Below are 10531 nucleotides of genomic sequence, written 5' to 3' on the forward strand. Positions count from 1 at the left end.
CGACACCGGCGGAGGGGCGCACCCTCCGGCGCCGCGCCGGGGGCGCTCCCGTGCCGTAACCCACCAGCACGTTCCCGGAGCCCTCGTCGCTCTGGTCGTCCTTGTCGAGCTCGCTGTCCTCGCCCCCGGCCGGGGCGCCCACGGCGACGGTCAGCAGGGGTGCCCCCACGGGCAGTTCCGTGCCTTCCTCACCGAAGCGGGCGGTGACCACGCCGCCGTAAGGACAGGGGACCTCCACCATCGCCTTGGCCGTCTCGACCTCGACGACGAGCTGGTCGACGGCGACGACATCGCCGACCTCCACCAGCCAGCGGACGATCTCCGCCTCGGTGAGTCCCTCCCCGAGGTCGGGGAGCTTGAACTCCAGCACTTGTGCCATCAGCTCTGCGCCTCCCATTGCAGACGCCCCACGGCGTCCAGGATCCGGTCGACGCCGGGCAGGTGGTGCCGCTCCAGCATCGGCGGCGGATACGGGATGTCGAACCCCGCGACGCGCAGCACCGGCGCCTCCAGGTGGTGGAAGCAGCGCTCCGTGACGCGGGCCGCGATCTCCCCGCCCGGTCCGCCGAACCCGCCCGACTCGTGCACGACGACCGCTCGTCCGGTCCGCCGCACCGACGCCGAGACCGTTTCGTCGTCGAACGGCACCAGAGAGCGCAGGTCGACGACTTCGAGGTCCCAGCCCTCGGCCCGCGCCGCCTCGGCGGCTTCGAGGCAGACGGGCACCGACGGCCCGTAGGTGATGAGCGTGGCGCTCCGGCCCGAGCGCCGCACCACCGCGCGGCCTATCGGCTCAACGGCCGGCGGCTCCTCCGGGTTCCAGGAATCCTTCGACCAGTACAGCCTCTTGGGCTCCAGGAAGACGACCGGGTCGTCCGAGGCGATGGCCTCGCGCAGCAGTCCGTAGGCGTCGGAGACGGTCGCGGGCATGACGACGTGGAGGCCCGGGGTCGCCATGTAGTACGCCTCGGAGGAGTCGCTGTGGTGCTCGACGCCGCCGATGCCGCCGCCGTAGGGGACGCGGATCGTGATGGGCAGGGGCATGGCGCCCCGCGTGCGGTTGCGCATCTTCGCCACATGCGAGATCAACTGCTCGAACGCCGGGTAGGCGAACGCGTCGAACTGCATCTCCACGACAGGCCGCAGGCCGTACATGGCCATGCCGACCGCCGCGCCGAGGATGCCCGCCTCGGCGAGCGGGGTGTCCGTGCAGCGGTCGTCGCCGAATTCCTTGGCGAGCCCGTCGGTGACCCGGAAGACGCCGCCGAGGGTGCCGACGTCCTCGCCCATGACATGGACGGCCGGGTCGGCGGCCATGGCGTCGCGCAGGGCGCGCCCGAGCGCCTGCGCCATGGTGGCCGGTTTGAGGGCAACGGTGGTCATCGCCCGGCTCCTTCCGGGCCGTGCGGGCCCGCTCCGAGCGTGCCGTCCGCCTCGGCGTCCAGCTCCGCTCTCAGCTGGCTCTCCTGCTCAAGCAGTTGAGTAGTGGGTTGGGCATACACATGGGCGAACAGATCCATGGGGTCGAGCACCGGGTTCTGGTTCATGCGCTCGCGCAGGTCCGCGGCCATGACCTCGGCGTCGTCGCGCACCGCCTGCAGGGCGGACTCGTCGAGCAGACCGCGCTCGGTCAGTTCCCGCTCCACCAGCACGATGGGGTCGTGGCCGCGCCAGGTCTCGACCTCGGAGTCGCCCCGGTAGCGGGTGGCGTCGTCGGCGTTGGTGTGGGCGTCGATGCGGTACGTCACGGCCTCGACGAGCGTGGGACCGCCGCCCGCGCGCGCGTGGGCGATGGCCTCGCTCAGGACCTGGTGCACGGCCACCGCGTCGTTTCCGTCGACCAGGCGGCCCGGCATCCCGTAACCGACGGCCTTGTGGGCCAGCGACGGGGCGGCGGTCTGCTTGGCGAGCGGGACGGAGATGGCGAAGCCGTTGTTCTGCACGAGGAAGACGACCGGGGCCTGCCACACGGCGGCGAAGTTCAGCGCCTCGTGGAAGTCGCCCTCGCTGGTGCCGCCGTCGCCGACCAGGGCGAGCGCGACCACGTCGTCGCCCTTGAGGCGGGCGGCGTGCGCGAGGCCCACGGCGTGCGGGAGCTGGGTCGCGAGGGGGGTGCTCAGGGGGGCGATGCGGTGCTCGTGCGGGTCGTAGCCGGTGTGCCAGTCGCCGCGCAGCAGAGTGAGGGCCTGGACGGGGTCGAGGCCGCGGGCGACGGCGGCGAGGGTGTCGCGGTAGCTGGGGAAGAGCCAGTCGCGCTCCTCCAGTACGAGCGCGGCGGCGACCTCGCAGGCCTCCTGTCCGGTGCTGGAGGGGTACACGGCGAGACGGCCCTGCTTGGTGAGGGCGGTGGCCTGAACGTTGTAGCGGCGGCCACGCACGAGCTCCGCGTGCAGACGGCGCAGCAGGGCCGGATCGACCTGCGCGGCCGCGTCGGTGCCGAGGACGCGGTGGGGCAGCGCGTCGGGCAGCAGCGGCGCGGGGTCGGTGCGGGGCTGCCAGGCGGGCGGCGGCGTGGGCCGGTAGGCCCCTCGCTGCTCCATGACCGTCATGACGGCACCTCCTCGTGGGAGCGGCTTCAGGCGCGTCACGGGTGTGACGCCCCTCACCTACCGATTGTTCGGTCGTCGGCACATTTTGGCTACAGGCACCGCCAGGCTGTGGACAAACGGTTCTGCACAGCCTGAGATGGACGCAGTACGTCCATGGTAGGGAGGCGGGGGGACATGGCACCTGAACAAATGGCCGAGCCGCCGGAGGCCGGCCCCGTCGCGCCGCCCGCCCGTCCGCTCGACGCGATCGACCAGGACATCCTGCACATGCTGCAGGCGGACGGCCGTGCCTCCATACGCTCCGTGGCCGAACGGGTCCATGTGTCGCGGGCCAACGCCTACGCGCGGATCAACCGCCTCATCGAGGACGGTGTGATCCGCGGCTTCGGGGCACGGGTCGACCACGAACGCGCCGGGCAGGGCACATCGGCGTACATCACCCTCAAGATCGTGCAGAACTCCTGGCGCACGGTGCGGGAGCGGCTGAGGGTGCTCCCCGGGGCCTCGCACATCGCCCTGGTGGGCGGCGATTTCGACGTACTTCTCCTGGTGCACACACCGGACAACCGGGCACTGCGCGAACTGGTGCTCACCCGCCTGCAGGCCATCCCGGAGGTACTCAGCAGCCGGACGCTGCTGGTCTTCGAGGAGGAGGACCTGGAGCCGGAGGGCTGATGGCGCCCGGGCCCGGGCCGACGGCTCGTGCCCGACCCACCCCCGGGCTCGCGGGACCTCACGACTCGTGCGCCCGGCACCGCCGGACCTTCCAGGCCTCGCGGCTCCGCCCCGGAGCCGGCACCGCCGGACTCCCGGGCCTCACGACTCCTGCCGGAGCCCTCCGAAGACCAGCACCACCACGGCGTCGGCCACTTCCCGCGCGCCCATGCCCCGCGCGTCGGGGCGGTACCACTCCACGAGCGAGTTGATCATTCCGAAGACCAGCCGGGTCGCGAGCCGGACCTCCACGTCACCGCGTACGTCCCCGTCGGCGGCAGCGGCCTTCAGGAGCTCGGCGACCCTGTGGTCGAAGTCGCGGCGCCGCTCCAGGGCCCACCGCTCGGTGGCCGTGTTGCCGCGCACCCGCAGCAGCAGCGTCACGTAGGGCAGCTCGGACGTCAGTACCTCGACCATGCGCCGTACGACGTACTCCAGGCGCTCCACGGCACGCCCCACGCACGCGTGCTCCTCGTCGAGGATCTCGAAGAGGCCGTCCAGCGCCCGGCTCACCGCGCGCCGCAGCAGTTCCTCCTTGCCCGCGACATGGTGGTAGATCGACGACTTGGAGATGCCGGCCGCCTTGGAGAGGTGCTCCATGGAGGTGCCGTCGTAGCCGCGGTCGTTGAAGACCTGCACGGCGACGGACAGCAGCGTCTCGGGGGTGTACGTGTCCCGCTTGGCGGTGGTCACTGGGTGCCCTCCCGCTTCTCGTTGGCGTACGCGTGGCGGTAGAGCGCCAGCGACGGGGCGTAGCGCCCGGAGGGGTCGCGTACGTGCAGTTCGTCCAGGACGTCGTAGGACCAGTTCGTGCCGAGCCTGCGGTTCCACTCGAAGGGGCCCAGGGGGTAGTTGACGCCGAGGCGCATCGCGGTGTCGATGTCCTCCTCGGTGGCCACGCCCTTGGCGACCGCGTCGTGCGCGAGGTCGACGATCCGGGCCACCGTGCGGGCGACGATCATGCCGGGGCAGTCCCCGATGACGCTGACGTCCTTGCCCAGCGCCTGGAAGAGGCCGATGGCCTCGGAGAGCGTCTGGGGAGCGGTGTCCTGGGACGCCGACAGGGCGATCCGGGTGGCCCTGCGGTAGTCGAGCGCGAGGTCGAAGTAGACGACGTCGCGGAACTCGACCGAGGTCTGGCCGTCGGCGAGGACCAGCTGGCCGCCACTCGGCAGCACCAGGCGGGTGCCGTGGTCCTCCTCGTCCTCCCGGACCTGGATGCCCGCTTCGCGGATCAGGCCGAGGACATCGGCAGCGGGGCCCAGGTCTCCCTCGGCGACGACGTAGGCGGGCGGCTGCGCCTTCTCCGCGGTGTGCGGCTCGGACCGCTCGGCACCGTCCCCGTAGTCGTACCAGCCGTGCCCCGTCTTGCGTCCGAGCCGGCCCGACTCGACGAGCCGTCGCTGGGCGAGCGAGGGCGTGAAGCGCACGTCCTGGAAGAAGGCCTGCCACACGGAGTGCGTGACGGACTCGTTGACGTCCTGGCCGATCAGGTCGGTGAGCTCGAAGGCGCCCATCCGGAAACCGCCGCACTCGCGCAGGACCGCGTCGATGGTGGCGGGGTCGGCGGCCTGGGACTCGTGGACCGCGAAGGCCTCCGCGTAGAAGGGCCGCGCGATGCGGTTGACGATGAAGCCGGGCGTGTCCGCACAAGCGACGGGCGTCTTGCCCCAGGCGCGGGCCGTCTCGTACGCGCGTGTGGCCGAGGTGACGTCGGTCGCGAACCCGGAGACGACCTCCACGAGAGGCAGCAGCGGCGCCGGGTTGAAGAAATGCAGCCCGACGAGGCGGCCCGGGTTGCGCAGGGCGCCGCCGATGGCCGTGACGGACAGCGAGGAGGTGTTGGTGGCCAGCAGGCAGTCGTCCCCGACGATGTCTTCGAGATCGCTGAACAGCCGCTGCTTGACGTCGAGTTGTTCGAGTACCGCCTCGACGACGAGCACGCAGTCCGCGAGGTCGGTGAGGCGCTCGGCAGGCTGGAGCCGGGCGCGCGCGGCATCCCGGTCGGCGCCGGCGAGCCGGTCCTTCGCGACGAGCCGGTCGAGACGGGCGCCGATCGCTTCGGCCGCCGCCGCGGCACGCCCGGGAGCCGCGTCGTAGAGCCGCACGGGGTGGCCCGCCACCAGCGCGACCTGGGCGATGCCCTGGCCCATGGTGCCGGTTCCGACGACTGCCACGGGGCTGCTGAGGTCGAGTGCTGTCATGTGCGCGATCCTCCCGCACGGCGTTTTCCACAGATGCGGCGGACCCCCTTGTCCCGACCGATCGTTCGGTTACTCTAACCCTGACTGTCCATTCCTGCCCAGCTCGCGAGCTCGACGAGGAGCTCTTGAGACGAGGAGTTGGTCCTTGATGGCCGCCGAACTCACCGCGCACCAGTTGATCGCCCAGCACCGGTCCACCCTGGATCAGGCGCTGGAAGTGATCCGCACGCGCGCGTACTGGTCCCCGCATCCCGAGCATCCCAAGGCGTACGGCGAGAACGGCAGCCTGGGCATGGCCGAGGGCAAAGCCGCCTTCGACGCGCTCCTGGGCACCCGCATCGACCTGGGCCAGCCCGGCACGGACGACTGGGTCGGCGGCGAGGTGTCGCCGTACGGAATCGAGCTGGGCGTCACCTACCCGCACGCGGACATCGACGCCCTGCTGCCCGCCATGCGCGCGGGGCAGCGCGCCTGGCGCGACGCGGGCGCGGAGATCCGCGCCGTGGTCTGTCTGGAGATCCTCAAGCGGATCAGCGACCGCACCCACGAGTTCGCGCACGCGGTCATGCACACCAGCGGCCAGGCCTTCATGATGGCGTTCCAGGCGGGCGGCCCGCACGCTCAGGACCGCGGCCTGGAAGCGGTGGCGTACGCGTACGTGGAGCAGGTCCGCACCCCCGACACCGCGGAGTGGAGCAAGCCCCAGGGCAAGCGCGACCCGCTCGCGCTGACCAAGCAGTTCACGCCCGTCCCGCGCGGCATCGCGCTGATGATCGGCTGCAACACCTTCCCGACGTGGAACGGCTATCCGGGCCTGTTCGCCTCCCTGGCCACCGGCAACGCGGTCCTGGTCAAGCCCCACCCGCGCGCGGTGCTGCCGCTCGCGCTGACCGTGCAGGTCGCGCGCCAGGTGCTCGCCGAGGCGGGCTTCGACCCGAACCTGGTGGCGCTGGCCGCCGAGCGTCCCGGCGAGGGCATCGCGAAGACGCTGGCCACCCGCCCCGAGATCCGGATCATCGACTACACCGGCTCCACCGCCTTCGGCGACTGGCTGGAGACCAACGCCCGCCAGGCGCAGGTCTACACGGAGAAGGCCGGCGTCAACACGGTGATCGTGGAGTCGACCGGCGACTACAAGGGGATGCTGTCCAACCTGGCGTTCTCCCTGTCGCTCTACAGCGGCCAGATGTGCACCACCCCGCAGAACCTGCTGATCCCCCGGGACGGCGTCTCCACGGACGAGGGCCACAAGTCCTACGACGAGGTGGTCGCCGACCTCGCGAAGTCGGTCGGCGGACTCCTCGGTGACGACGCCCGCGCGAACGCGCTGCTCGGCGCCATCGTGAACCCGGATGTGAAGGCCCGCCTGGAGGCAGCCGCCGGACTCGGCGAAGTCGCCCTGCCCTCACGGCAGATCGACAACCCGGAGTTCCCGGGTGCCGTCGTGCGCTCGCCGGTGATCGTGAAGCTCGACGGCGCGCGCAAGTACTGGGAGAACGCCGAGAACGCCGACGAGGCCGCCTACATGAGCGAGTGCTTCGGGCCGGTCTCCTTCACCGTCGCGGTCGACTCGGCGGCGGACGCCGTGGAACTGCTGCGCCGCACCATCAGGGACAAGGGCGCCATGACCGTCGGCGCGTACACCACCGACGAGGCGTTCGAGAGCGAGGTGCGGGAGGCCTGCCTGGAGGAGTGCGCCCAGCTCTCCCTGAACCTCACGGGCGGGGTCTACGTCAACCAGACGGCCGCGTTCTCGGACTTCCACGGCTCGGGCGGCAACGGCGCGGCCAACGCGGCACTGTGCGACGGAGCGTTCGTGGCGAACCGCTTCCGGGTGGTCGAGGTGCGCCGGGAGGCGTGAGACCGGGGGCGTGAGCCCTACGCAGGTGCGCCCCCGGTGGCGCTCCAGTGGAACAGCGTCATGGCCACACTGGTCGCGAGGTTGTAGCTGGAGACCTGGGGGCGCATCGGCAGCGACACCAAGTGGTCGGCCCGGGCCCGTAGTTCGGCGGACAGACCGCTGCGTTCCGAGCCGAAGGCGAGCAGGGCGTCGTCGGGGAGCTTCGACCCGCGGATGTCCTCGCCCTCCGGGTCGAGCGCGAACACCGGGCCCGGCGGCAGTTCGTCCACCGTCAGGCGCTCCACGGCGGTCGCGAAGTGCAGACCGGCCCCACCACGGACGACCGTGGGATGCCAGGGGTCGAGCGTGCCCGTCGTGACCACTCCGGTCGCGCCGAAGCCCGCGGCGAGACGGATCACGGCGCCCGCGTTGCCCAGGTTGCGCGGATTGTCGAGGACGACGACAGGCGTGGTGCGGGGCGTGCCGGCCAGCGTCTCCAGGTTGGCGGCGCGGGAGGGACGTACGGCGAGAGCGGCCACCGAGGTGGGGTGCGGACGCGGCACGAGAGCCGCGAACGTCGCCTCCGGGACCTCGGTCAGGAGCTCGCCGAGAACGGCGCGTACGTCGGGGGCGAGTTCGTCGGCCAGTTCGAGGACCGCCCGGCGGTCGGTCGTGACGGCGACCGGGACGCGCGCCCCGAAGCGAACCGCGTGCTTGAGGGCGTGGAAGCCGTCGAGCAGGACGGAGTCGTCGGCGAGCTTGCGCCAGGCACGTACCGGGTCGTTCATGCGGTGAAGCCTACGTGCGTGTGCCCGGGCTCCTCCGGAACGCCCGGCTGGGGCTCCCGGGGCCCCGGGACCGTACGGCCGCGGCCGGTGAACAGCCCGCCACGCGCGCGCGCCACCCGTCCGCCCAGGCGCCGCAGGAAGGACGTCGGCAGGAACACGGCGTCCGCGGCGATCATCGCGAGCGAGAAGAACGGCAGCCCGAGGACCACGGCGATCACGGCGTGCTCGGTCATCATGGCCGCCAGCAGGACGTTCTTGACCCGCCGGTTGAACAGGGTGAAGGGGAAGGCGACCTGCACGGCGACCGTCCCGTACGTCACCAGCATCACGATCGTGCCGTGCGCGGACAGCAGGCCGGACAGGGCCGGCCACGGCGAGAAGGACTCCAGGTGGAGCGGGTAGTAGACGGCGGTGCCGTCCTGCCAGCGCGAGCCCTGGATCTTGTACCAGCCGGCGGTCGCGTAGATCAGGCAGGCCTCGGCCATGATGATCATCAAGGCCGCGTTGTGCACGAGGTTGGCGACGACGTCCAGCAGGACGCGCGGCTCCGCGGTACGGGCGACCCGGCCGACGGTCCACCACAGGGCCTGCACCGCCCACAGCCCCCACAGGACCGTGAGCCAGCCGCCCAGGACTCCTCCGTCGATCCGTCCCGCGCCCGTCGCCACCGCCAGTACGGCCCCGAGCCCCGCCCACAGCGCGGGGCCCCCTCGGTCGGGCCCGGCCCGCTCCCCACGCGCGCGTGCCCCGCGGGCGAGGCGCTCCCGCCGCGCGTCGAGCGACCACACCCGGCCGCAACGGGTGAACACGAGATAGATCGACATCAGGTGCAGGACGTTGTCCCCGCCGTCCCCTATGAAGACACTGCGGTTCTGCAGGGACAGCACGCCGATCATGAAGAGCACCGACATCGCGCGGGTCCGCCAGCCCACCAGCAGCAGGACGCTGGAGAGGACGGCGAGGGCGTAGACGATCTCGAACCACATCTGGCTGTGGGACCACATCAGGACGGTGAAGGCGTGGTTGCCCGCGACGAGCCGCTGGGCGAGGTCCCAGCTCCACGGTGCGTCCGGCCCGTACATCTCCTGACGGTGGGGGTACTCGCGCAGCAGGAACAGCAGCCAGGTGACGGCGAGGCCGATACGGATCACGGCGCTCTGGTACGGGCCGAGGGCGGACTCGGTGACCTTGGCGATGCCGCGCGCGATCGTCGGAGCGGGTCGGTTCATCGGGCGCTCGCCTCCGTCAGCCCGTCCGCGCGGTCGCTCTCGGGAACGGCCCACCAGGGCAGCTCACGGACGACGGGCCGGCCGGACACCTTCTCGTCGCTCCACGCGGGAGGCGGCACGTCGGTGGTGAGGGAGCGGAACTGGACGCGTTCGATGACAGCGCCCTCGCCGCCCGCGTGCTCGCGGTCGAGGCGCAGCACGCCGATGCGTCGCAGATAACTCTCCGAGAGGTCGCCGCGCAGGCCCACGGGGCGGTTCTCGCCGTCGTGCGTACCGGCGTAGAAGTCCCAGGCGCGGCGCAGCTCGTTCTGCTGGGTGTGGCTCGGCAGCGGGTTCCCGTCGATGGCGACTCCGTCGAGCGCGGACAGGTCGTACCAGCCGGTCTCGCGACTGGTGCCGTCCGCGGTACGGACCAGGGCGCGGACCTGGACCGCGATGTCCTGCTGCAACGGATTGGGGGCGAAGAGCTTCCAGTTCTGCTCGAACTCGGGGTAGATCCATTCGTCGATCGCCCGGCCGTGCTGCTTGGTCACCGTGTTCGAGGGCGCGACATGCAGGAACACCATGCCGAGGTGGACACAGGAGGCGACGGCCACGACGGCCAGGGCGAGGGCGGCGGCGATCTGGTAGCGGAGGGAGAGCGCCGCGAGGCCCACGGGGACCTCGGACCCCGGCCACGGGACCGCCTCGGACTGCGTCTCCTCGATCTCCACGGGAGCGACCGCCGGGGGCTCGTCCCTCTCGGGCTCCGCGGGAACGACCGCCTCGGGCCCGGTTCCCCGAGGCTCCGCGGGCGCGACCGCCAGGGGCTCGTCCCCCTCGGACTCGACAGGAGCGACCGTCTCAAGCCCAGACCCCTCGGGATCCGTCCGCTCGGGATCCGTCTCCTCCGGCTCCGACTCCTCCGGCTCCGACTCAGCAGCGGCGACCGCCTGGGGCTCGGTCCTCTCCGACACCGGCGAAGCAACCCCCTCGGACCGCGGATCGTCGGTCGCGAGATCGTCGGCAGCCGACTCGTCGGGTGACGTACTGCCGGTGGTCCCGTCAGGCGCGGCGCTCTCTGACGCGACACCGCCCGGCGCGGCCCCCTCGGGCGCGCCCGGAACCGGCTCCGGCTCAGCGCCCTCGTCGTTCGCGTCCATCCCGCCCCGATTCACGATCCCGAATCCGACTGTCGGCCGCCGGACTGCGGGCACCGTACCGCCAC

At 71.8% G+C, this 10531-nt stretch carries 10 protein-coding genes; 2 read left to right on the forward strand and 8 right to left on the reverse strand.

Translation table 11 applies throughout. The features are described from left to right. The 3 genes from N4G66_RS10120 to pdhA form a co-directional block, all read right to left on the reverse strand. Nucleotides 1-379, reverse strand: a 379-nt coding sequence (locus N4G66_RS10120; RefSeq protein WP_315903625.1) for a biotin/lipoyl-containing protein, incomplete at its 3' end; no start/stop codon positions are given. Next, complete coding sequence (locus tag N4G66_RS10125; protein WP_261703683.1) at nucleotides 379-1383, reverse strand: alpha-ketoacid dehydrogenase subunit beta; 1005 nt, start codon at nucleotides 1381-1383, stop codon at nucleotides 379-381. The genes N4G66_RS10120 and N4G66_RS10125, both read right to left, overlap by 1 nt. Then, nucleotides 1380-2549, reverse strand: coding sequence for a pyruvate dehydrogenase (acetyl-transferring) E1 component subunit alpha (gene pdhA, locus N4G66_RS10130; protein WP_261703684.1), 1170 nt, complete (start codon nucleotides 2547-2549; stop codon nucleotides 1380-1382). Before pdhA ends, N4G66_RS10125 begins: the two co-directional genes overlap by 4 nt. A 174-nt stretch (nucleotides 2550-2723) precedes the next feature. Here pdhA and N4G66_RS10135 point away from each other — a divergent pair, with 174 nt between their 5' ends. Beyond that, complete coding sequence (locus N4G66_RS10135) at nucleotides 2724-3224, forward strand: Lrp/AsnC family transcriptional regulator (RefSeq protein WP_261703685.1); 501 nt, start codon at nucleotides 2724-2726, stop codon at nucleotides 3222-3224. A 141-nt stretch (nucleotides 3225-3365) separates the two neighbouring features. On the opposite strand, the gene N4G66_RS10140 is transcribed toward N4G66_RS10135, so the two are convergent. Next, nucleotides 3366-3956 (reverse strand): TetR/AcrR family transcriptional regulator, encoded by a 591-nt coding sequence (locus N4G66_RS10140; RefSeq protein ID WP_261703686.1) that lies wholly within the window; start codon nucleotides 3954-3956, stop codon nucleotides 3366-3368. Beyond that, a complete protein-coding gene (locus tag N4G66_RS10145; RefSeq protein ID WP_261703687.1) occupies nucleotides 3953-5467 on the reverse strand; it encodes a 3-hydroxyacyl-CoA dehydrogenase in 1515 nt (504 codons plus the stop codon). The genes N4G66_RS10140 and N4G66_RS10145 overlap by 4 nt, the downstream gene beginning before the upstream one ends. A 148-nt stretch (nucleotides 5468-5615) precedes the next feature. Between N4G66_RS10145 and paaN the strand changes: the two genes are divergently transcribed. Continuing rightward, on the forward strand, nucleotides 5616-7328 hold the full coding sequence (gene paaN / locus N4G66_RS10150) for a phenylacetic acid degradation protein PaaN (RefSeq protein ID WP_261703688.1): 1713 nt from the start codon (nucleotides 5616-5618) through the stop codon (nucleotides 7326-7328). Nucleotides 7329-7345: 17 nt separating this feature from the next. Here the strand turns inward: paaN and N4G66_RS10155 are convergent, their stop codons facing one another. Genes N4G66_RS10155 through N4G66_RS10165 form a run of 3 tightly spaced genes read right to left on the reverse strand, consistent with a single transcriptional unit; the run spans nucleotide 7346 to nucleotide 10466 of the window. Beyond that, nucleotides 7346-8095 (reverse strand): TrmH family RNA methyltransferase, encoded by a 750-nt coding sequence (locus tag N4G66_RS10155; RefSeq protein ID WP_261703689.1) that lies wholly within the window; start codon nucleotides 8093-8095, stop codon nucleotides 7346-7348. Then, nucleotides 8092-9324, reverse strand: a complete 1233-nt coding sequence (locus N4G66_RS10160) for an HTTM domain-containing protein (protein ID WP_261703690.1) — start codon at nucleotides 9322-9324, stop codon at nucleotides 8092-8094. The genes N4G66_RS10155 and N4G66_RS10160 overlap by 4 nt, the downstream gene beginning before the upstream one ends. Next, on the reverse strand, nucleotides 9321-10466 hold the full coding sequence (locus N4G66_RS10165) for a DUF5819 family protein (RefSeq protein ID WP_315903626.1): 1146 nt from the start codon (nucleotides 10464-10466) through the stop codon (nucleotides 9321-9323). Before N4G66_RS10165 ends, N4G66_RS10160 begins: the two co-directional genes overlap by 4 nt. Nucleotides 10467-10531 lie beyond the last annotated feature (65 nt).

Origin of the sequence: Streptomyces rhizosphaerihabitans (assembly GCF_025399795.1) — a bacterium.
GTDB classification, from domain to species: domain Bacteria; phylum Actinomycetota; class Actinomycetes; order Streptomycetales; family Streptomycetaceae; genus Streptomyces; species Streptomyces rhizosphaerihabitans.